General features: G+C 47.1%; 18 protein-coding genes. 15 read left to right on the forward strand and 3 right to left on the reverse strand.

Features of this window, described 5'->3' with window-relative positions; all coding sequences use genetic code 11:
• The 6 genes from R2Q26_RS09920 to R2Q26_RS09945 all read left to right on the forward strand — a co-directional run.
• The coding region (locus R2Q26_RS09920; RefSeq protein ID WP_317536123.1) for a type 1 glutamine amidotransferase domain-containing protein at positions 1-507 on the forward strand (507 nt) is incomplete at its 5' end.
• A 459-nt stretch (positions 508-966) separates the two neighbouring features.
• Positions 967-1329: a DUF1428 domain-containing protein gene (locus R2Q26_RS09925; RefSeq protein WP_090566931.1), complete on the forward strand. Its 363-nt coding sequence runs from the start codon at positions 967-969 to the stop codon at positions 1327-1329.
• 199 nt (positions 1330-1528) lie between these two features.
• Entirely contained in the window at positions 1529-1960 is a 432-nt protein-coding gene (locus R2Q26_RS09930; RefSeq protein WP_317536124.1) for a VOC family protein, read from the forward strand.
• A gap of 129 nt (positions 1961-2089) precedes the next feature.
• A complete protein-coding gene (locus R2Q26_RS09935) occupies positions 2090-3577 on the forward strand; it encodes an efflux transporter outer membrane subunit (RefSeq protein ID WP_317536125.1) in 1488 nt (495 codons plus the stop codon).
• 134 nt (positions 3578-3711) lie between these two features.
• Positions 3712-4953 carry an efflux RND transporter periplasmic adaptor subunit gene (locus R2Q26_RS09940; protein ID WP_317536126.1) on the forward strand — a complete coding sequence of 414 codons (1242 nt, stop codon included), beginning with the start codon at positions 3712-3714 and terminating at the stop codon, positions 4951-4953.
• Entirely contained in the window at positions 4950-8144 is a 3195-nt protein-coding gene (locus tag R2Q26_RS09945; RefSeq protein ID WP_317536127.1) for a multidrug efflux RND transporter permease subunit, read from the forward strand. The genes R2Q26_RS09940 and R2Q26_RS09945 overlap by 4 nt, the downstream gene beginning before the upstream one ends.
• Before the next feature lie 160 nt (positions 8145-8304).
• Here R2Q26_RS09945 and R2Q26_RS09950 read toward each other — a convergent pair whose 3' ends face one another.
• Positions 8305-8613: a cytochrome c gene (locus R2Q26_RS09950; protein ID WP_317536128.1), complete on the reverse strand. Its 309-nt coding sequence runs from the start codon at positions 8611-8613 to the stop codon at positions 8305-8307.
• 334 nt (positions 8614-8947) lie between these two features.
• Between R2Q26_RS09950 and R2Q26_RS09955 the strand changes: the two genes are divergently transcribed.
• The 3 genes from R2Q26_RS09955 to R2Q26_RS09965 are packed head-to-tail and all read left to right on the forward strand — an operon-like array spanning position 8948 to position 10886.
• A complete protein-coding gene (locus R2Q26_RS09955; protein ID WP_317536129.1) occupies positions 8948-10045 on the forward strand; it encodes a DUF4214 domain-containing protein in 1098 nt (365 codons plus the stop codon).
• Between the two features lie 56 nt (positions 10046-10101).
• On the forward strand, positions 10102-10374 hold the full coding sequence (locus R2Q26_RS09960) for a TMEM165/GDT1 family protein (protein ID WP_317536130.1): 273 nt from the start codon (positions 10102-10104) through the stop codon (positions 10372-10374).
• Positions 10375-10421: 47 nt separating this feature from the next.
• On the forward strand, positions 10422-10886 hold the full coding sequence (locus R2Q26_RS09965; RefSeq protein WP_317536131.1) for a sodium:proline symporter: 465 nt from the start codon (positions 10422-10424) through the stop codon (positions 10884-10886).
• Positions 10887-10903: 17 nt separating this feature from the next.
• Here the strand turns inward: R2Q26_RS09965 and R2Q26_RS09970 are convergent, their stop codons facing one another.
• Entirely contained in the window at positions 10904-11878 is a 975-nt protein-coding gene (locus tag R2Q26_RS09970; protein WP_317536132.1) for a LysR family transcriptional regulator, read from the reverse strand.
• A gap of 73 nt (positions 11879-11951) precedes the next feature.
• Here R2Q26_RS09970 and R2Q26_RS09975 point away from each other — a divergent pair, with 73 nt between their 5' ends.
• The 3 genes from R2Q26_RS09975 (at position 11952) to R2Q26_RS09985 (ending at position 15381) form a co-directional block, all read left to right on the forward strand.
• Positions 11952-12392 (forward strand): DoxX family protein, encoded by a 441-nt coding sequence (locus tag R2Q26_RS09975; protein ID WP_317536133.1) that lies wholly within the window; start codon positions 11952-11954, stop codon positions 12390-12392.
• Between the two features lie 25 nt (positions 12393-12417).
• Positions 12418-13140: a pirin family protein gene (locus R2Q26_RS09980; protein WP_317536134.1), complete on the forward strand. Its 723-nt coding sequence runs from the start codon at positions 12418-12420 to the stop codon at positions 13138-13140.
• 636 nt (positions 13141-13776) lie between these two features.
• On the forward strand, positions 13777-15381 hold the full coding sequence (locus R2Q26_RS09985) for a hypothetical protein (protein WP_317536135.1): 1605 nt from the start codon (positions 13777-13779) through the stop codon (positions 15379-15381).
• Between the two features lie 33 nt (positions 15382-15414).
• Here R2Q26_RS09985 and R2Q26_RS09990 read toward each other — a convergent pair whose 3' ends face one another.
• Complete coding sequence (locus R2Q26_RS09990; RefSeq protein WP_317536136.1) at positions 15415-15591, reverse strand: hypothetical protein; 177 nt, start codon at positions 15589-15591, stop codon at positions 15415-15417.
• 212 nt (positions 15592-15803) lie between these two features.
• Here R2Q26_RS09990 and R2Q26_RS09995 point away from each other — a divergent pair, with 212 nt between their 5' ends.
• Genes R2Q26_RS09995 through sucC form a run of 3 tightly spaced genes read left to right on the forward strand, consistent with a single transcriptional unit; the run spans position 15804 to position 21432 of the window.
• Positions 15804-16598, forward strand: coding sequence for an aldolase (locus R2Q26_RS09995; RefSeq protein WP_317536137.1), 795 nt, complete (start codon positions 15804-15806; stop codon positions 16596-16598).
• Positions 16595-20251: an ATP-binding protein gene (locus tag R2Q26_RS10000; RefSeq protein ID WP_317536138.1), complete on the forward strand. Its 3657-nt coding sequence runs from the start codon at positions 16595-16597 to the stop codon at positions 20249-20251. Before R2Q26_RS09995 ends, R2Q26_RS10000 begins: the two co-directional genes overlap by 4 nt.
• Before the next feature lie 20 nt (positions 20252-20271).
• Complete coding sequence (gene sucC, locus R2Q26_RS10005; RefSeq protein ID WP_317536139.1) at positions 20272-21432, forward strand: ADP-forming succinate--CoA ligase subunit beta; 1161 nt, start codon at positions 20272-20274, stop codon at positions 21430-21432.
• The last annotated feature ends 19 nt before the right edge of the window (positions 21433-21451 follow it).

Below are 21451 nucleotides of genomic sequence, written 5' to 3' on the forward strand. Positions count from 1 at the left end.
AGAGAAATTATGAAAGTATGGTTGCCATGGCATGCGGGTATCTGTGGCTACCCGTGTGAAATGTCAACAGACCCTAGTGAAATTAATCCTGACGACTATGTTGCTATCTATTTTACTGGGGGGCATGGGGTGGTATGGGATTTCCCTGATAACGCGGCACTTCAGGCCATTGGTCGCAAGATTTATGAAAAAGGAGGCTATGTGTCCTCTGTTTGCCATGGCGCTGCAGGTTTGCTGAACATCAAACTGTCCGATGGCACCCTGCTGGTGAAGGGGAAAAAGGTTACAGGTTTCTCAAACGAGGAGGAAAAACTTGTCGAGCTGGACAAGTATGTGCCTTATCTCACTGAAACCGAACTGGTTGCTCGGGGCGCCATCTATCAAAAGGCGGATGAGCCCTGGACTGCCTTTGCCGTTGAGGACCACAGACTCATCAGCGGTCAGAATCCAGCATCAGGCAGTGCTGTTGCTGAGCTTCTGTTGAAAGCAATTGAAGAACACACCTAACTAGCAAAGCACTCAACCAGATACAGAGTTCACTGTGTGGGTTCTGCAGCTACGAGCATCGGTATCTTTGATCATGTTATTCCATTTCTAAATCAAACCTAACTTTGTCGGCTTCACCTTGCCGTATTATTTATACTGTCTGCGGCTCACCTTCGTGTTATCCTTGATTTGGAAATGGAATTAGGAATGAGCCTGTAGGGCAATAAGCTCAGCGCATTGCCCCCGGATTGACTGAACAACAGATCGGCGTTATCTGTTTAACAACCGCTACCACCAACGAGAGAACACTATGCTGACCAGATTGAATGGCTAGTGTATTGCAACTTAGGAAGAAAAGTTGGATCATTTTGGTTTCAAAATCTGGAAAAATCTCGGATCGCCATATTTTCGTTTGCTGATTGGGTGATTCCTAGCAAAATGAATAATCTGAATCACCTTTATTTAAAAGGAAACCATGGTATGAGCAATTATGTAGATGGATTTGTGATTCCACTTCCGAAAGACAAGATTAACGATTACAAGCGTATGGCTGAGCAAGCGAGTCAGATCTGGAAAGAGCACGGTGCACTCGATTATTGGGAATGCATCGGCGACGATCTGGAAGTCAAGGATATGATTTCTTTTATGAAGATAGCCAATGCAGGTCCTGATGATACCGTAGTGTTCGCGTGGATCGTGTTCGAATCCCGTGAACATCGTGACGCTGTAAACGCAAGGGTTATGGCTGATCCTCGTTTGAAGGAAATGTGTGATCCTGCCAATCAGCTATTTGATTACAAGAAAATGGCATATGGTGGTTTCAAGACGCTGGTGCATGCTTAAGCAGAGACACACCTATGCGGCGGACGTAATTCCATTTCTAAATCAAACCTGACTTTGTTGGCTTCTCCGCCGTATTATTTATACTGTCTGCGGTTCGCTCTTGTGTCATATTTGATTTGGAAATGGAATAAGGTAAGCTGGAGGAGCTCGTCTAGCGAAGTCAGTCATCATTGACTAATCTTAAATTCAAGGAACTATCATGCCAAACACATTTATCGAGCCTTACCTGTTTTTTGGTGGACGTTGCGAAGAAGCTCTCGATTTCTACCGTACAGCACTCGGTGCTCAGGTAGAGATACTGTTGCGTCACAAAGACAGCCCTGAACCCTCACCGCCTGGCATGCTACCGCCAGGCTTTGAAAACAAAATTATGCACACAACTTTCCGTATCGGTGCAACTACACTGATGGCTTCCGACGGAAACCAGGAAGGTGCGAATTTCAGCGGCTTTTCCCTGTCGCTTAGCGTACCGACAGAAGCCGAAGCTGATCGTACTTTCGCCGCACTTGCCGATGGTGGTCAAGTGCAGATGCCGCTGACTAAAACGTTCTGGTCACCGTGCTTTGGCATGCTTACCGACCGCTTCGGTGTTAGCTGGATGATTTCCGTCGCGACCAGTTCGTCTCAATAAGGTAAAGGAATGACGGAGACATGGCTTAGTTTTTTATGCTTCTTGGGGGATACGGGAGATACAAATAGGAAATGGTATACTATTGTATTTAAAACCTTTTTGTTTTTGAAGGTGGTAACTGCTTGGGTTATGGATTCTAAAATGGTTGGTGCAATCAACATGGCTTTTGTCAGATTTAGCCAAACACTCCTAACACCCTGTCTATCAGGGATGAAACGCTATTACTGCCAGAACAGCTGGTTCCGCGTGGTGTGGTTGCTGCCGATTGTGTTGCTCGCATCCTGTGCCATTGGGCCTGATTATGCTCGGCCTCGTATCGATATTGCTGACAATTTTCGTATGACTGAGACGGAAGGGCAGTCTCTTGCCAATCTTCCCTGGTGGGAGCTTCTTCATGATGAAGAACTCCGGCGGCTTATCAACCAGGCTTTGCTGGAAAATAAGGACCTTAAACAAGCTGTGGCAAGTGTTGAAGAGCTTCAAGCGCGTCTCAATATCGCGCGCATGGATTTTCTACCCAAAATGGACGTATCAGCTAATGCCCCAGCGGCTGGCAAGCTCGGTGGATTCGCTCCTCCCGGATTTCCGTCATCTTTTAATTATTTTGGCCAGACAACCCTGAATTGGGAATTGGATATCTGGGGCAGGATCCGTCGCTCCAATGAGGCTGCTCGTGCGGATCTCCTTGCGCGTGAGGAAAACCGCCGTGCTGTCGTTTTGACGTTAGTTAGTGGAGTGGCGCAGTCCTACTTTGATCTGTTGCAATTTGATATGCAGTTGGATATTGCCCGGCACGCATTGTTTTCGTGGGAAGAATCAGTTGCCATTTCCCGGGCGCAGCTGCAAGAAGGGGTCATTTCCCGTCTCGATCTGGATCAATTCGAGGCGGAGCGGGCAAATGCTGTCGCCCGGGTGGCTGAGCTTAAACGATCAATGATCCAGAAGGAAAATGAGCTCAGTGTGTTGTTGGGAAGAAACCCAGTATCGATTGCACGCGGGCGCTCTCTGACAGAACAGCTGATACCACCTGAAGTACCAGCCGGTCTGCCTTCAGAGTTGTTGCAACGACGTCCTGATATTCTTCAGGCAGAACAAACTTTAGCGGCTGCTACTGCCAGGATAGGGGTAGCCAAAGCGGAACGATTTCCCAAAATTTCATTGACAGGCTTCCTAGGTGTGGCTAGTCCGTCATTGTCCAATTTGTTGCTTTCTAATAGCAAATTTGGTGTGGGTGGAATCGGCCTAGCAGGCCCATTGCTAAACGCGCAAAGCCTGGGCTTTGAGCAACGAGCTGCGGAAGCGCGTGCAAGGCAGGCGTTGGCGCAATACGAACAAACCATTCTGGTAGCGTTTAGGGAGGTGGAAGATGCGCTGGTGGCCATTCGTACTGCCAGCGATCAGCGCAAAGCGCAACAAGAGCAAGTCGAAGCACTGCGCTCAGCTTTGCGTGTAGCGGATCTTCGCTACCAGGGAGGCATCACCAGTTATGTCGATGTACTACTTGCCAAGCGCACTTTATTCGATGCCGAATTTGCGCTCATGGCAACGCATCGCCTCCATCTGGTATCGATCGTGCAGCTTTACAAAGCCTTGGGTGGCGGATGGATGCCGGGATGATAAAAAGCTGTTGAGGAAGTGAAGCTGAACTTTGGCAGAAGCTGAATTTTCTAATAGATTTTTGATTATCATATCAGCTGTCTTTCAAAGATCCTTTCCTTGATAAGAATAACTAAGAACTAAGAGTCGAGTCTATGTACCAACCAATCAAAGGGTTAATCGTATTAATCGCTCGCACTGGGCGTACCATGATGAGCATGAGTGTCGGATTATGCCTGGTTCTGCTTGCTGGCTGTGCCGAGGAATCATCCACCAATTTATCACCGCCTATTCCTCAAGTGGAAGTCATTACTGCAACTGCACGAACGATTGAAGATGAGCCGGAATTTATTGGACAGACTGAGGCCTTCCGCCCAGTGGAGATTCGATCGCAGGTAAGTGGTATTATCAAAAAAGTTTTTTTTACGGAAGGTCGGAATGTTAAAAAAGGAGATCAGCTGTACCTGATTGATCCCGTGCCATTTAAAGCCATTTACCTCAGCAGCAAAGCAAAAGTAGCTGAGGCCCAGGCGCGACTGACTCTGGCTAAACAAGATTTGGCGCGTGTGAAACCGCTGCTTGAGAAGCAGGCTGTCAGTAAAAAGAATCTTGACGATGCCGAAGCCGAAGTGCTGGCAGCTAAAGCTGCTCTGGAAGCTGCACAAAGCGATCTGGTTAAAGCAAAATTTGATCTGGACAACACCCTGATCACTGCCCCGGTGAATGGCCGTATAGGTCGTAGCCATTTCTACGAAGGGCGGTTGATTTCTGCCCAGACTATCTTATTAGCTACTATCGATCAGCTGGATCCCATGTATGTCAATGTAAGCGTTCCTGAAAGCTATCTGCTGCGTCGTCGCCGCGAACTTGTCGAACAAAAAATCCAGAGACCCGATATCTTTCAATTACGGGGGGTAATGACTTTTTCTGATGGGAGCGTGTACCCGGAGGAGGGAATGCTCGATTTTGCCGATATTGCTATACGACCTGAAACAGGTACGCTGCAAGGGCGATTTAAATTTCCCAATCCGGAAGGGAAAGAAGCGCCAGGACGCTCCTACTTTTATCCTGGTCAGTTTGTCAGAATTCGCCTCAAAGGTTATATTCGAACGAATGCTATTCTCGTCCCTCAGCGCGCTGTGCAGCAGGGAACGATCGGTTCATTTGTCTATGTGATTGATAAAGAAGAGAAAACAGAGCTTCGGCCAGTCCTGGCCAGCGCCTGGCATGGCGATGAATGGTTGATCGATTCAGGTTTGCATGTCGGAGAACGCGTAGTGGTAAGCGGGTTTCATCGTATCCTGCCAGGAACGCAAGTAAATGCTATTGAGATTCAGAAAGAAGACGCTTCTTCCTTGATTCATTCCGAAGAACAAGTCATGCATAACGTACCATGAGCTCACACTTTTTCATTGATCGGCCTATTTTTGCATCGGTCCTGTCTATCATTATTGTCGTAATCGGTCTGGTTGCTTTACAGACTCTGCCGATTGCGCAATTTCCGCAAATTACCCCTCCCATGGTGCAGATCGATGCGGATTACCCTGGTGCTAGCGCGGAGGTAGTCGCAGAAGCAGTAGCACGGCCAATCGAAGTGCAGCTACCCGGTATCGACAATCTGCTTTATTACGAATCAACCAGCACGAATGATGGGCATATGACGTTGAAGCTCACATTCGAGATTGGAACGGATATCGATATCGCCCAAGTGCAAACGCAGAACCGGCAGCGCCTTGCCGATCCCCAACTTCCTGATGAAGTCATTCGCCAGGGTATCACCGTAAAAAAGACCTCACCTGATTTGTTAGCGGTCATTGCGTTGAGCTCGACCGATCCTAAGCACGACAATGTCTTTCTCTCGAACTATGCATTGCTGCGGATTATAGACAATATCAAGCGGCTGCCGGGTGTGGGGGATGCCATTATCTTCGGCGGACAGAACTATTCCATGAGAATTATTCTTGACCCTGTCCGTATGGCGCAGCTCGATCTTACCCCAACTGAAATTGCAGCCGTTGTTCGCGATCAGAATCGTGATTTTCCGGCTGGCAGAATAGGTCGTGAGCCTTTGTCTAAGGCGACAGAGCTTACTATTCCGGTCATTACACGCGGTCGCATGAGCGAGGTCAAAGAATTCGAAGACATGATTGTGCGCGCCTACCCGGATGGTTCTATGGTGCGGTTGCGCGATGTCGCGCATGTAGAGCTGGGAGCCCAGTCCTATGATCTTGTAGGAAGATGGAATAGTAAACCGAATACCTTTCTTTTAACCTTTCTTTCTCCAGGTGCGAATGCACTCGATACAGTGCAGCGGATACGTCAGGAAATGGACCGGCTGGCCAATGGTTTTCCCGCAGGCGTATCGTATGATATTCCCTATGACACCACTACATTTATCGATGTTTCCATCAAAGAGGTAGTGAAGACCCTCGTTGAAGCAACGCTGCTGGTTATTCTTGTTGTTTTTATTTTTCTGCAAAACTGGCGAGCGACGATTATCCCAACCGTTGCGGTTCCGATCTCGCTTATTGGTACACTTGCCGGCATGGCGGCACTGGGGTTTTCAATTAATACGTTAACCCTTTTCGGCATGGTATTGGCGATTGGTATCGTGGTGGATGATGCAATCGTAGTGGTAGAGAATGTCGAACGCCATATGACCAAAGGCGGGCTGACACCCCGCGAAGCGGCAAAAAAAGCCATGGAGGAGGTAACCGGCCCTGTGATTGCGATTGTGCTGGTACTGGCTGCCGTGTTTGTGCCGGTTGGCTTTTTGGGAGGGATTACCGGTGAATTATACAAACAGTTTGCAATTACCATTGCGCTCTCTGTGACCATTTCCGGCTTCGTGGCGCTGACTCTCAGTCCTGCCTTGTGTGCTCTGGTTCTTAAACCAGGTCATGGAGCTCCCAGTGGATTCTGGAAAATATTCAATCGGCTGTTTGATTGGGTGCAGGCACGCTATGTAGGCACTGTCGGGGTTATCATCAAGCGATCGGTGATGTCCATGGTGATCTTTCTAGCGCTGCTCTTCGTTATCCTTGGTTTATTTAGGGTCACTCCAGGGAGCTTTCTGCCGGAAGAAGATCAGGGTTATTTTATTACTGTCATCCAGTTGCCGGACGGTGCTTCCCTGGCACGAACAACTGAAGTTCTGAATAAGGTAGAACATTATTTCCAGTCGATTCCTGCTGTTCATTCGACAGATACACTGGCTGGTCAGAATTTTGTTTTTGGTACACGTGGAACGAATCAGGCAACGATGTTCGTCCCGTTGAATCATTGGGAAACGCGCAAAAATGCCGATGAGCAGGTGCCCAGTCTGATTGCAGGAGCTTTCCAGGAGTTTGCCAAAATCCCTGAAGCCTTAATTCTGGCTTTTAATGCGCCTTCGATCAGTGGATTGGGCACCACAGGAGGTTTCACGGTTCAATTACAGGACCCCAGCGGGGGTGATTTTGCCGAATTTGCAGCAGCTGCTCAGGAATTTGTCACCAAGGCCATGGCACATCCAGCGATCGCGGTAGCCGGCACCAATTTCCGTGTGAGCTCGCCCCGGCTCTATGCCCAGGTAGACCGAGAGCGGGCTAAAGCATTGGGTGTGCCTATTTCTGAAGTGTTCGATACTATGCAGGCTTATTTTGGTAATCTGTATATCAACGACTTTGTGAAATTTGGCCGCATTTACCGTGTACAAACCGAAGCCTTACCCGAATATCGCTCCAACCCGGACGATATCAGCAAAATCTATGTGCGCGCTCGTAGTGATAATACGCAATCCATGATTCCGCTTGACTCCGTTGTGACCACTGAGTTCAGCAGCGGGCCAGACCCGGTTACTCATTTTAATGGCTTCAATTCAGCACTCGTACTGGGAAGCGCTGCACCCGGCTATAGCTCAGGACAAGCGCTGGACGCACTGGAGCAAATAGCGCATGAAATCCTGGCACCGAAAGGCTACACGATCGATTGGAGCGGCATCTCCCTCCAGGAACGTAAGGTCGGCGGGCAAGCTGTGCTGGTATTTTTCTTCGCGTTGCTCATGGTTTTCTTGGTGCTGGCCGCCTTATATGAAAGCTGGTCTATCCCGTTCGCTGTTATTCTGGCGATACCTTTTGGCATGCTGGGAGCGCTGCTGGCTATCTGGACGCGAGGTTTGAGCAATGATATTTATTTCCAGATTGGGCTAATTACCTTGATTGGGCTGGCCGCTAAAAATGCGATTCTGATCGTCGAGTTTGCCAATGAACGTTATGCAGCGGGTCAATCTATAACCGAAGCTGCGCTTGAAGCAGCACGCCTTCGATTCCGGCCTATTGTCATGACATCCATGGCCTTTATTCTCGGTGTGTTTCCACTGGTGATTGCCTCTGGCGCTGGTGCAGCAAGTCGACATTCCATTGGAACGGGCGTGTTCGGCGGAATGTTGGCCGCTACTTTTTTAGCCATCTTTTTTGTGCCGCTCTTTTTTGTACTGATTAGTAAGATGACTCACCGTGCTAAGCATCCTATGCCTGAAGCCAGCCAAGTTAAAACTAATCATGCTGAAACAAGAGGTTCTTCTACTTCAGAAGAAAAATCAGAGTAACTATTAGTGATTCAGCAGTGAGTTTGACTATGCATCTTGTTCCTTCAAGATGGACGATTTCAAATTAGCTGCCATGATGATCTCTGCGTCTGAAGCACTCTGCTTAACCAGCTTATTTCACCAGGCCAGCCTGGTGAAATAGACAGGTTAACCAGTAGACTTACTTGGTTTTGCTGTTGGCGAGAACATATTCCGCCAAACGATCCGCAGGTTCGCCCGTAATGTTAGGGAAGGCAGTCATGCCCATACTACCTCCCTGTACTTTCTTGATGATCGCGTCTTTATTCGCCATTGCAGCGCTCAACATCAGCACGCTTCCATCGGTATTGGGTTTATGGCATTTAGTACAGTTCAGGCTGAATATCTCCTCACCAGTGGCAGTTACTGCAGGGGTGTAATTATCCGTTTTGCCACAGCCAATCAAACCTGCCAACCCCACAGTTGCTAATAATACAGTTACTTTTTTCATCGTTATGCTCCGGTTTATTTTTTCAAGATTACCAATTTGATAGTTACGCTGCAATCTGCAAGGGCGAACATTACCTCTTGCTGATCCCAGTGGTCAAGGATATTGTTAATTTCTAATCAGTATTTCTGGATGGGAATATGGCAAGTCTGACTGACGGTAGGCCGGCGATGTTTTACAGTCAACATCAATAAATAATAGGTAATTCCCCGATTATATTGGGAATTATCTATTTATTCATAGATCAAATTTATAGATCGAATTGTTTTTATCATTCGAGAAAGTGCGCTGCTAGGTGCGCGAGAATTTCTTTTCATTCCTCGCTAAGGAGGGTCCCATGGCTTTTCACCTATACCGTATCAATGAGCTTTATTCGAACGCTGATGGCACTGTCCAGTTTATAGAATTGGCAGTTGGCAACTTCAATGGGGAATCATTCTTAATGAATCATAGTATTTCGGTTAGGCAAGGCAGTACAACTAACACTTTCACATTTCCCAATAATCTTCCCAGTATACAAACTGCCAACACGACAGTGCTCATCGCAACCCAAGGTTTTGCTAATCTTGGCATCGTAACGCCGGATTACATTGTTCCTAACGGATTTTTGTTTACCAATGGTAGCGCGACTGTCAATTATGCAAATGTCGATGAGATAACTTATGGTTCGTTACCGCTTGATGGCACGCACTCTATTGACCGCAATGGTGCAATCGGGGCTAGCTCACCCAAAAATTTTGCTGGAGAAACTGTTCAAGGCAATTTAATTGTCGGCACCGAAGGCGTCGATAATCTTACTGGTACCCCTGCTAACGATATTTTGAAAGGGCTTGGAGGTAATGATATTTTGAATGGGCTTGCAGGTGATGATTTGCTGGATGGTAGCGCTGGGGCAGATACCGTGGTTTATAACAGCAATCGCGCGGATAATACTGTCACTCCAACGGCATCAGGTTTTACTGTGAGCGGGCCGGAAGGCAATGACACACTGGTTGATATCGAGCGGTTCCATTTCCTGGATAAAAATCTGGCGATTGATCTTGGCCAGGGTCAAGCTGCTGGCAATACCGTGCGCCTCATCGGAGCGGCCTTTGACGCACAGAATATTACCCCCGAATTCGTGGCTATCGGCTTACAGTTATTTGATAGTGGTCGGTCGATATTGGAAGTCAGCCAGCTGGTCATCAATTCTCCGCTATTCATGTCACTGGCAGGCTCATCCAGCAATGTTGATTTTGTCAACCTTGTTTACCAGAACGTAGTAGGTGTACCGCCCTCGGCAGAGCAGCGAGATTTCTTTGTTGGCTTATTGCAAGGCAGTGGGGGTACCATGACTCAGGCTGAGTTGTTGGTGTTAGCAGCAAATTCCGTTGCGAATGAGACCAATATCAATCTCGTTGGTTTGAGCCAAACCGGAGTTGAGTTCGCCGGCTGAAGTTCCTGATTTAGGTTATTGATGGCGTGGTTCAAAAATAATTTTTACTCTTTCAAATGGACTACAAATTATTACTCACTGTTTTTGCTGCTGTGTTTATCGCTGAGTTAGGAGATAAAACTCAATTAGCCACCATGCTGTTTGCGACAGACAAGGAAGTAAGCAAACTGACCGTATTTCTCGGCGCTTCGTTGGCACTGATATTGACTTCGGCCATAGGTGTGTTGCTGGGTGGTGTGATTGCCCAATATATCAGTGCAAAACATCTGCATTATCTTGCAGGAGTAGGATTTATCGGGATTGGTATATGGACGTTGTTGAAAGCTTAACTCTAAAAGTATTTTAGAGTTAAAAATATCCATTTGCTTAATCTTCTATGATGACTCGATCAGCGAGATTCTGGTTAGCTGCGAGTTTGGCTGGCGTAGCTGCAGCAATATTCTCGACTGTTGCGCAGATCTTGCTATGGTGGGTTTTCTGGGATGCACTGCCTTCGATTTTATATCGTGATGTACGTTTTGCTGCAGCGATCATCATGGGGGAGGGGGTGTTACCTCCGCCAATAACAATGGATTGGCAAATTATGCTCATTGCGACAGGGATCCATTTTGCCCTTTCAATTATCTATGCGCTTATACTTTCCTGGTTGATTCGTCCTCTTGCCATGAAAGCTGCGCTGATCGCAGGTGGTTTATTTGGCATGGGATTATTTACCGTCAATATGTATGGTTTTGTCAGTATTTATCCGTGGTTTGTCGAAACGCGGGATTGGATTACGTTGGTTGCGCACATAGTGTTTGGTATTTCTGCTGCAGCTATGTACAAGGTTTTAGCCAGGTGAACGGTAGCATATGAATTTCATTGATCGGGGTTCAGTAATGGATGGGATAGCAAACGCTGGGTCATAAAATCGAGCAGGATTTTGACCGCTGCGGATTGATGTTTACGAGTGGGATAAACCAGAAACAATTGATCGGTTTCAACAACATACTGCTCAAGGATATTTAACAATTGACCGGCCAGTACTTCAGCATGACACATAAATGGTGGCATTAAGGCAATTCCCGCGCCTGCTACTGCAGCATCTTTCATTACGCTGTAATGATCTACGCTCAACTTGCCGTGAAGTTGAGTCTCAGTGCGGTTATTCTGTGCTTTTTTATGAGAGAGGCAGCTGGCTTGAATAGTTTGCTGATGGGTATGGCGGAACAGAATGCTTTCATGTTTTGTCAGTGCCTGCAATGTATCTGGACGACCATACTTGCCTAGATAGTAAGGACTCGCGTAAAACCTGAGCGGCAGTTCACTCAGTTTTTTGGCGACCAGGCTCGAATCCTGTAATGTACTCGCACCCATGCGCAGTGCCAGATCAAATCCTTCCTCGATTAAATTTACCAGGCGTGAGGAAAGATCTACTTGCACATACACCTGCGGATAAAGCTGCATGAAATCTGCAATCAAACTGCCCATAAAAAACATGCCAAATTCTATCGGCATGGTAATTTTTAAGTGACCTTCTGGTTGCTCATGCATATTTTTGATGCGGCACAATACATCCCCGATCTGTTCCAATGAGGCATTAGCCTGCTCATAGAGCAGCACACCCGCTTCCGTCAGGCGTAAACTGCGTGTAGTGCGCTGGATCAGGCGAACAGCCAGATCATCTTCCAAGCGCTGGACTGCTCGACTGACTGACGCTTTCGGCTGGTTCAACTTGCGTGCAGCTGCGCTGAAACCGCCTGTGCGGATGACTTCTTCAAATATGACTAAGTCGTTGAGATTGATGAGGGTAGGCAGCATAATTGTTCCATTATTGATAACAGTTTTTCCCATTATAATGGACTTATCTGTTATCAGGAACAATAGTAAAGTATCGGCTTGATCATTTACTTTTGGAGAAGCAAACATGTTTCAAATAATTCACAATACCGTTACCCGTTTCTTGACCCAAGCCACTGTAGCCAATGTATTATTTCTAATAGCGCGTGTATTGATAGCGTATATTTTTGTCATGGCCGGCGTTAATAAGCTGGGCGTGGGCTATGAGGGCACAGCCCAGTATATGGCCAGCATGGGGGTATCTTCCTTTTTATTACCCTTAACTATCGCACTTGAAGTGGGAGGCGGTGTGGCATTGATACTCGGCTGGCAAACACGCGCTATAGCCCTCTTGCTGGCTGGATTTACGGTTGTCGCAGGCATTATTTTTCATGGTGGCTCAGCCGATCAGATCCAGCAAATCATGCTGATGAAAAATATCAGTATGGCAGGAGGCCTGCTGGTGCTTGCGCTGACCGGCGCGGGACGCTTGTCGTTAGACCGCAAACTGTATGGTGATGGCGTCTAATTTTTTACAGAAAAAGGAGATCATCATGTTAGAACTTAGACCTGCAAACGCACGTGGTATTGCCAACTTGGGATGGTTATATTCGCAGCATACGTTTTCGTTTGGTAATTATCAGGATCCTGATCAAATGGGTTTTTCCGATTTGCTGGTAATCAATGAGGACCGCGTGCAGCCTGCACGTGGTTTTGCCCCTCACTCCCATGAGGATATGGAGATTTTTTCCTACGTGCTGGAGGGTGCGCTGGAGCATCGTGATTCGATGGGAACCACCTCAGTCATTCGTCCAGGAGATGTGCAAATAATGAGCGCTGGGACTGGTATCACCCATAGTGAACATAATGCTTCAGCGTATGAGCCAGTCCACTTTCTGCAAATCTGGATTGTACCTACTCAGCTGGGGGTGAAGCCGCGCTATCAGCAACACCATTTTGACGCAGCTAAAAAACGGGGATGTTTGCATTTGATCATTTCACCACATGGTGAACATAAATCGCTTTCGATCCATCAGGATATACGGGTATTTGCGGGGCTATTTGACGGTGATGAACAATTCACCTGGCATCTGCCAGAAAACCGCTATGCCTATGTGCATATCGCTCGTGGTTTACTTGAGCTGAACAACCACCCTATGGTCGCAGGTGATGGGATGCGGGTACGAGACGAACGTGAACTTCATTTTAATCATGGTCAGGCTGCTGAGGTATTGGTATTCGATTTAAGCTCCAGAGAGCTGCCTTACGAGAAATAATAGCAACAATGGTTTAATCTGGATTTCTCAGATTATTCCATTTCTAAATCAAACATGACGCAAGAGCGAGCCGCAGACAGTATAAATAATACGGCGGAGAAGCCGACAAAATCAGGTTTGATTTAGAAATGGAATCAGGTCATGGTTGAAGCGGATAAAGTTATTATGGAGAGTGGCAAAACTCTCCCTCAACAGAACTCGCTGGATGAGGATTTCCGCAACGACTCGCCTGTGTTCATTCCAAACTAAGCTTTTCGACACCATCACCAATGGTGGGCTCATCGGGCCATCAGCTTTCCAAGGTTCTTCGGTTGTGCTTATGGCCTATTCCTGTTGTGGGCTGCAACGTAATTGATGCAGCAACTTACCAGCTAAACAGAATTCGATTCACTGTGACAATCAGTCGCGACATCCATCATCATTATGATCTGCTATGCTAACGGCATTGCGAGCAGGTATCATCACTCAATTTTTTATATTGATCATTATCGCTAATCTTTGCTGCCATGGCACAGGATTTTGACCGAGCTGCCGACAGTATAAATAATACAATAAGGAAAAAGGAAAAGCCGACAAGGCCAGATTTGATTTAGAAATGGAATTAGGCATAACAGAACATGAACTAAAGGATCATTGATGAAAGTATCAACCAATTTGTACCTGGGAGGAATTGCAGCGATTTATGTGTTGTGGCTATGTTGTTGGCTAGTATTGGGAGATCAGGCTTTTGGGTTGAACTTTAACAAGTGGGATCAGGGTCTAGTGACCGTAGCAGCGGTGCTTGCAGCCTTCATTGCTGCATTGAAGGTGGTCAAGCCTTATGCTGTATTTATGGCCATCCAGGGTGTTGGCCTAATCTTGCTGACGATCTCCTGGCTGAGTTATGACTCGGATGGAATTCATAATTTTTTGTATTTTATGCAACCTGGTCTTCTCAATTATTCGAATATCAGTTATAGCGGATTTGTCTTTAGTTGGGCATGTGCCTGGGGTTATCTGGCGATAGAGCTGTGGCATCGTTATCCCCCGACAGTGTTGACCAAGGCAGTTTTTTCTCTCTTGTTTTTTGGCTTGGCATTGATTCTAGCGAGCTTTTATTACTCTCAATATAACTCGAGTCTCAACACTATAGCAGGGCGGCTCGATGCAGTGACTGCTGGTCTGGAATTTCTAGTGTTGCTGATTGGTCTGGGGTGTATTTTATTGAAGGCACCGTTTGTCATTAACTGGATGCTGTTGGCAACAGCTTTGCTGATAGCGAGTGATATGGTTTACAGCGAACAAGATGTGCCGGCAGGTATTGAAGCTGTCTGGATGTTCGGTCAATTTTTATTATTGTCTTCCTATTTGCTGCTATCCGAGATCAGGAAAGAAAGTCTGGAAAAAACCAATGATGTGCATTACTACGAAGACAAGATCAAGCGCTCAAGGTCTGATCTATCAGGGGTTCTCATCCTGCTTTCCTTGGGGGGATTATTGACGATGGTGGTGCTAGGTCTGATTCATATTCACGTTGTATGGAAAGCTTTTTTTGCGGTTTTGTTTATCGTTGCCCTAGTGGTCAGCGTGGTCTGGTTAACAGATCATTTTGACGATGGTGTGCAGTATCTTAAAAAATATACTAAACGCTTGCATCAGAACCGGCTGGAGCATGCAGACTGGCGGACTGAAGATGGACGAATCCACACTACGCTGCAGTCTACTGGACTGGGTGAATATCTTGATTCACTCAGTCAGTCGGTGTGTCAGCTTAAACAGGATGTCATTTTTCTTGGGCCAGAAAGGCTTTATCCCGAAGTTGTAAGGAGCGCTGGGCTAGGCCAGATAAGCTGTTTTATTGTCATGCCATTTAGTCTTGAATGGTCTGATGACGTGCACCGTATCCTGTCCAGTGTCTGTAAATCATTAACCGTTCAGCCGATGCGCGGGGACGATGTGTTTAAGCCCAGTGATATTCTGGTTGATATCTGGCAAAGTATTAACATCGCAGATTTCGTCATCGCCGATATTTCGGGAAGAAATCCTAATGTGCTTTATGAACTCGGTATCGCCCATACCCTCGCCAAACCAGTGCTGATCATTTCAAAAAATGCTGATGATATCCCGATCGATCTCAGCACCCGTCGGGTTATTATTTATGGTCAGAATGGAACGCGCTGGCAAGAAGATCTTGAAACCAAAGTGACTCTGGCAATCCAGGAAATCATGCATGCTTATTCGCTGAATGTCTCAGCGAAGTAAATTTAATTACCTGCATTGTAATGTTTCCTCCATTCATTCTTCTACTTTGGCTAAATTTTCAGCTTTCGTTTCATCGGTCTGCACATTCTTGTCATAAATCGCTACGCTCATCCGATCGATATGCGCAGCCAGATCAGCATTAGTGAGCTGGTTATATTGTGATAGATCTACGGTATAGGGCAGATGTAATTCCATTTCCAAATTAAACATGATGCAAGAGTGAGCCGCAGACAGTATCAATAATATGGCGAGGAGAACCGACAAAGTCAGGTTTGATTTGGAAATGGAATTACTACCCCATTTTGTGTTCTTAATTACTTGAGGGAGAAAAAGGATGGTTAACGCAATCAGTATATTATTTGGTATGCTGATAATTATCGATCATTTTATACCGGTATGAGCCGCAAACAGAGAAAGCTATCATGAGCAATGACACCTTCAATCTTGATAAAAATCAACTGATCCAACGCGCTTTCGATCAGATGGAGCAGTATATACAAGGTGCTGGCTATACCTTACGCCAGAAGCTGGCCTTGACTTGCCGCATTCTGTTCGATAATGGTCATGATTCTGGTCTTGCTGGCCAGATCACGGCGCGTATGGAACAGCCGGGTACTTTTCTGACGCAGCGACTTGGCTTGGGATTCGACGAGATCAGTGCGGGTAATCTATTGTTGGTTGATGACAATCTGCAGGTACTGGAAGGGGATGGCATGGCTAATCCCGCCAATCGCTTCCATGCCTGGGTCTATCGCGCACGCCCTGATGTGCGCTGTATTATTCATACTCATGCAGTGCATACGGCAGCCTTGAGCATGCTGGAGGTGCCTTTACAAATTTCTCATATGGATAATTGCGTACTGTATGATGATGTGGCTTTTCTTCCCAAATGGCCAGGGGTGCCAGTGGGTAATGAGGAAGGTGAGCTGATTGCCTCAGCATTGGGCAATAAACGGGCTTTATTGCTGGCGCATCATGGCCTGCTGGTGGCTTGTGGCAGTATTGAAGAAGCCTGTCTGCTGGCGCTCGCATTCGAGCGGGCTGCGCGCATGCATTTACTGGCTGCCTCTGCTGGTAAGATTCAACCGATTGATCCTGAACTCGGGCGTGAAGCACACGATTGGATTCTGCGTGCACAACGCAGTGCAGCTGCATTTGCTTACTATGCACGCCGCAGCCTGAAACAGCAACACAATGCGGATTGCTTGCTAGAATGATTTCGCTTTATTTTAATTCCCTGACACAGCGATTTGCGATCTGGTTTGCACTTGCCGCGCTATTACCCATACTTCTGATTGGTTATAGTCTGTTGCATACGTTTGAGACCGAGATGCACAAGGCTGCTATCCAGCAGGTCTCAGCAATTGCTGATAAAAAGGTTGAACAGATCAATTTTTACTTACAGGAGCGATTGCTCGATGCTCATCTGATTGAGGGAGCGGAGACTACCCATCAAGCCATTGATCAATTTATTAATGTGTTTAATCGGTATGGTGTTGATTCCGAGGTTTATCGTGAGCTGGACGCAACATATCGCGAGCACTTTAGACGCTTCGTCAGCGGCGCAGGGTATTACGATGCATTCCTGATTTCTATGGATGGATCGATTATTTTTACAGTTGCTCACGAGTCTGATTTTGCCACTAACTTGCTTACTGGTCTTTATCGCAATACAGGACTGGGTCAGGTATTTCGTCAGGCAGTGGAGACAGGGAAGAGCAGCATCTCGAATTTTGAGTATTACGAGCCTTCTAAAGGCGCCATTGCAGCCTTTGTTGGCGTTCCCATTATTATTGACGATGTAATACATGGCGTTTTTGCACTTCAGATTTATAGTGAACGTGTATTTGAGGTGCTTACCAACAATGTCGGTCTCGGAGAAAGCGGCGAAACGATCGTTACCCGTTTTGAAGACGAACAGACAGCATTAGTGATGGCACCCTTGAAAGATGAGCCTGATGCAGCCTTAAAGCGGACCATTTCTCTTAAAGATCCCATTCTGTCAAGTACCATCAAAAAAAGTCTGGACGGTGAGGCTGGTGGTGGAATGGCCATCGATTATCGTGGTCATCAGGTGGTAGCGGCCTGGCGTTATTTCCCGCGAACGAAGTGGGGAATGGTGGTGCAAATCGATGTGGAGGAAGCTTTTGCCTCCGTCTTTCGGGTACGTACCATTGGCTTTGTGATTCTATGTTTGACCCTTATCCTTGCCACGCTAGGTGCGATGTTGTTCAACCGGCGTGTGATGACACCTCTGAAAAATCTCAATGAAGGGGCGCAGGCGATTGCGTCGGGAGATCTGCGGCAGCGAGTCCCGAGTGAAGGGTGGGATGAGGTAGGGACATTGGCTGATGCCTTTAACACTATGACCGAACGGTTGAATACCAGCTACCGTGAGCTGGAAGATCGTGTAGCAGAAAGAACAGCCGAGCTGGAATATGCCAATGCCGAATTAGCCATCAAGGAAGAGGAGACGCGTTCAGTGGTCGAGCATATGGTGGATTGTGTCGTTACGACCAATGAAAGAGGCTTCATGCTTTCGGTCAATCCAGTGATGGAAAAGCTGTTTGGCTATACCAGCGAAGAAGCGGTTGGTCAGAATATAGCTATTCTGGTTCCAGAGCCGGATCGCAGTCAGCATCAGTTTTATATGGAGCGCTATTGTAAGACGGGTTATGGGCAAAAATATGTCGGTCGCCCGTATTTAAGCGGATCTCATGGTATTGGCTTAGAAAGGGAAGTGGAAGGGGTACACAAAAACGGTGAATTGATTCCTATCTATCTCGCGGTTAGTGAATATTTCGTGGGAGGGAAACGCCATTTTACTGGTGTAATGCGTGATATCCGTGAGCACGTAAAAATCATGAAGGATCTGGAAAATGCTCGGCTGGAGGCAGAGCAGGCCAATAAAGCCAAATCAGCTTTTCTGGCAGTGATGAGTCACGAGATTCGAACGCCCATGAATGGTGTGATTGGAATGGTTGAAGTCTTGCAGCAATCAAGCTTAACCAGCTACCAGATGGAAATGACCAATCTGATCAAAGAATCAGCGTTCGCCTTGCTGGACATAATTGAGGATATCCTTGATTTCTCAAAAATTGAAGCAGGCAGGATAGAGATCGAGCTCGCACCAATACCATTGGCGACGGCGGTGGAAAAAGCGTGCAGCATGCTGGAACATCTGGCGGCGAACAGGGGGGTAGAGCTGACTTTATTTACCGACCCGACTATCCCTGAGGAAGTACTTGGTGATGCGTTGCGTCTACGCCAGGTGCTGGTCAATTTGATCAACAATGCGATTAAATTCTCCAGTGGTCAGCAGCGACCAGGTCGAGTGTCAGTCCAGGTGACCATGACCGAATTGACCTCAGAGCGTGTACTCATTGCCTTCCAGATAACGGATAATGGTATCGGTATGAATGAAGAGACGTTGAAGCGTCTGTTCACTCCTTTTAGCCAGGGAGATATATCTACCACCCGGCGTTTTGGGGGGACTGGCTTAGGACTGACGATCACTCATCATTTGGTAGAATTGATGGGAGGAGAGATCACCGTTCAGAGTATACCGGGTGAAGGTTCCACTTTTATCGTACACCTACCATTTAAACCTTTACCGACTAAACCAGTTAGTCGCGATAAAATGGTTGACCTTAGTGGACTTTCATGTCTAGTGATTGGTGACGAAGAGGGGATAAGTAACGATCTGGTTGCCTATTTGAAGTTTGTAAATGCGAATGTTGAACGTGTGACTGATCTTGCCGCGGCGCGTGAGCGCATCAAGAAGCTTCCTCCCGGGCAATGGCTGCTCGTGATTGATGCAGGTCATGAGGAGCCGCCTGTAGATGAACTACGTTTGGCTTTCCGCACCCGAGCAATGCTGAAGACGGAAGAAAAGCCTCATTTTGTCATCGTTAAAAGGGGACGGCGTCATCGCGGACGCATCCAGCCAGACGGATCGGTTACGCTAGATGGGAATATTCTGTATCGGCAAGCATTTCTTCAGGCAGTTGCCGTTGCCGCAGGTAGAGCAAAACTGGAAGAAGAAGTGCCTACTCCTCAAGGGATTAAACGGATTACACCACCTTCCCGTGAGGAAGCTTTACACCGAGGGAAACTGATTCTGGTAGCGGAAGATAATGAGATCAACCAGAAAGTTATTCGACAGCAACTGGCTTTGCTGGGGTATGCCGCAGATGTGGCAGCAGATGGACAGGAAGCCTTGCAGCGTTGGGAAAGCGGAAACTATGCTTTGCTCCTGAGTGACCTGCATATGCCGAAGATGGATGGCTATCAGCTTACCCAAAATATCCGCAGTGCCAAGAAAGGGAAGACCGATATTCCAATCGTAGCGCTAACTGCCAACGCGCTCAAAGGTGAAGCCGACAAATGCCGTGCTCTCGGCATGAACGATTATTTGAGTAAGCCAGTACAGCTGCAACAACTCAAAGTCACACTGGAGAAATGGATGCCTGCACCAGAATATAAGCCAGTTGTGCCTGCTGAGCAAGCTGCGGGCAGCCAAGCAATTACACCGGTGGTAGATGTGAGTATACTCGAAGCATTAGTGGGCAATGATCCCGCAACCATTCGAGAATTTTTGCAAGATTTCCGTACCAATACCAGCGAAATTGGCGAGCAATTGCGGGATGCTGCTCGAAAGAATCAATTCGATTTAATCAAGGCGGCCGCGCATAAACTCAAATCATCGGCGCGATCAGTCGGAGCAATGATGTTGGGCGAATGGTGTGCGAAAATAGAGCAAGCAGCTAAAGATAGCAATGAAAAAGAATTAGCCAGTTTGTTGCCTCATTTCGAAGAAGAACTGAAGGCGGTCGATAACTATCTGGCAGCACTGGATAAGATCCAATAAGAAAAATAGGAATATTAACAATGAAAATTCATGAGTACCAGGCTAAGGAGATTTTACGCCGTTATGGTGTAAAGACACCGCCAGGAATCGCATGCTTCAACGTGGATGACGCTGTTGCTGCTGCTGAAAAACTAGGTGGTGACAAATGGGTAGTAAAAGCACAAATCTATGCAGGTGGAAGGGGTAAAGGGGGAGGAGTCAAATTAGCACGATCGCTGGCAGAAGTTCGGTTACTGGCGGAAGACATGCTGAATAAACCGCTTATTACGCCGCAAACAGGACCAGCCGGCCAAGTGGTTCATCGCCTCTATATCGAGCAGGGTGTGGACATCCAGCACGAATATTATGTGGGAATCGTGATAGATCGCAGTCGTCAGCGTGCCTGCCTGATGGCAAGTTCGGAAGGGGGCATGGACATCGAACAAGTTGCTGCGAGCACACCAGAAAGGATCCAGAAAATTCTGATTAACCCGATAGCCGGACTGAGCGATCAGGAAGCTGATACTTTAGCGCGCAAAATCGGCATACCTGCATCCAGTCTGCCCGCAGCACAAGTTTTACTGAAAGGGTTATATCAAGCTTTTGATGAGAATGATGCTTCGCTGCTTGAAATCAATCCGCTCATTGTGACGAGTGACGGTCAGGTACTTGCATTGGATGCAAAAATGAATTTCGATGATAACGCGCTGTTTCGCCATCCTGATATTGTTGCTTTGCGTGATCTGGATGAAGAGGATCCGGCAGAAATCGAAGCAGCCGAGCATGGTCTTTCCTATATACCACTCGATGGCAATATTGCTTGCCTGGTGAATGGTGCAGGACTTGCCATGGCTACGATGGATATCATCAAGCTCTATGGTGGCAGTCCCGCTAATTTTCTTGATGTGGGGGGTGGAGCGACTGTTGATAAAGTGACCGAGGCATTTAAGATCATGCTGCGTAATCCAAAATTGCGGGCTATCCTGGTCAACATCTTTGGCGGAATCATGAAATGCGATGTCATTGCGCAAGGGGTTACCATCGCAGCAAGGGAAGTAAAATTAGCGGTACCGTTGGTTGTGCGTCTGGAAGGAACCAATGTGGAAGTGGGTAAAAGAATTCTGGCTGAATCGGGATTGTCGATTATTTCTGCAACGACTATGGCCGATGCTGCTGAGAAAGCAGTGAGGGCAGCAGCATAGAAGCAATGGGAGTCTAAAT

Source organism: Nitrosomonas sp. Is37 (assembly GCF_033063275.1).
GTDB lineage: Bacteria > Pseudomonadota > Gammaproteobacteria > Burkholderiales > Nitrosomonadaceae > Nitrosomonas.

Coding starts and splice junctions, on each gene's coding strand:
- R2Q26_RS09980 (WP_317536134.1), top strand. CDS start 12,418: ATGTTAGAACTTAGACCTGCAAACGCACGTGGTATTGCCAACTTGGGA.
- R2Q26_RS10000 (WP_317536138.1), top strand. CDS start 16,595: ATGATTTCGCTTTATTTTAATTCCCTGACACAGCGATTTGCGATCTGG.
- R2Q26_RS09990 (WP_317536136.1), bottom strand. CDS start 15,591: ATGTTTAATTTGGAAATGGAATTACATCTGCCCTATACCGTAGATCTA.
- R2Q26_RS09970 (WP_317536132.1), bottom strand. CDS start 11,878: ATGGGAAAAACTGTTATCAATAATGGAACAATTATGCTGCCTACCCTC.
- R2Q26_RS09965 (WP_317536131.1), top strand. CDS start 10,422: ATGATGACTCGATCAGCGAGATTCTGGTTAGCTGCGAGTTTGGCTGGC.
- R2Q26_RS09995 (WP_317536137.1), top strand. CDS start 15,804: ATGAGCAATGACACCTTCAATCTTGATAAAAATCAACTGATCCAACGC.
- R2Q26_RS09935 (WP_317536125.1), top strand. CDS start 2,090: ATGGATTCTAAAATGGTTGGTGCAATCAACATGGCTTTTGTCAGATTT.
- R2Q26_RS09960 (WP_317536130.1), top strand. CDS start 10,102: ATGGACTACAAATTATTACTCACTGTTTTTGCTGCTGTGTTTATCGCT.
- R2Q26_RS09925 (WP_090566931.1), top strand. CDS start 967: ATGAGCAATTATGTAGATGGATTTGTGATTCCACTTCCGAAAGACAAG.
- R2Q26_RS09975 (WP_317536133.1), top strand. CDS start 11,952: ATGTTTCAAATAATTCACAATACCGTTACCCGTTTCTTGACCCAAGCC.
- R2Q26_RS09940 (WP_317536126.1), top strand. CDS start 3,712: ATGTACCAACCAATCAAAGGGTTAATCGTATTAATCGCTCGCACTGGG.
- R2Q26_RS09985 (WP_317536135.1), top strand. CDS start 13,777: ATGAAAGTATCAACCAATTTGTACCTGGGAGGAATTGCAGCGATTTAT.
- R2Q26_RS09930 (WP_317536124.1), top strand. CDS start 1,529: ATGCCAAACACATTTATCGAGCCTTACCTGTTTTTTGGTGGACGTTGC.
- R2Q26_RS09950 (WP_317536128.1), bottom strand. CDS start 8,613: ATGAAAAAAGTAACTGTATTATTAGCAACTGTGGGGTTGGCAGGTTTG.
- sucC (WP_317536139.1), top strand. CDS start 20,272: ATGAAAATTCATGAGTACCAGGCTAAGGAGATTTTACGCCGTTATGGT.
- R2Q26_RS09945 (WP_317536127.1), top strand. CDS start 4,950: ATGAGCTCACACTTTTTCATTGATCGGCCTATTTTTGCATCGGTCCTG.
- R2Q26_RS09955 (WP_317536129.1), top strand. CDS start 8,948: ATGGCTTTTCACCTATACCGTATCAATGAGCTTTATTCGAACGCTGAT.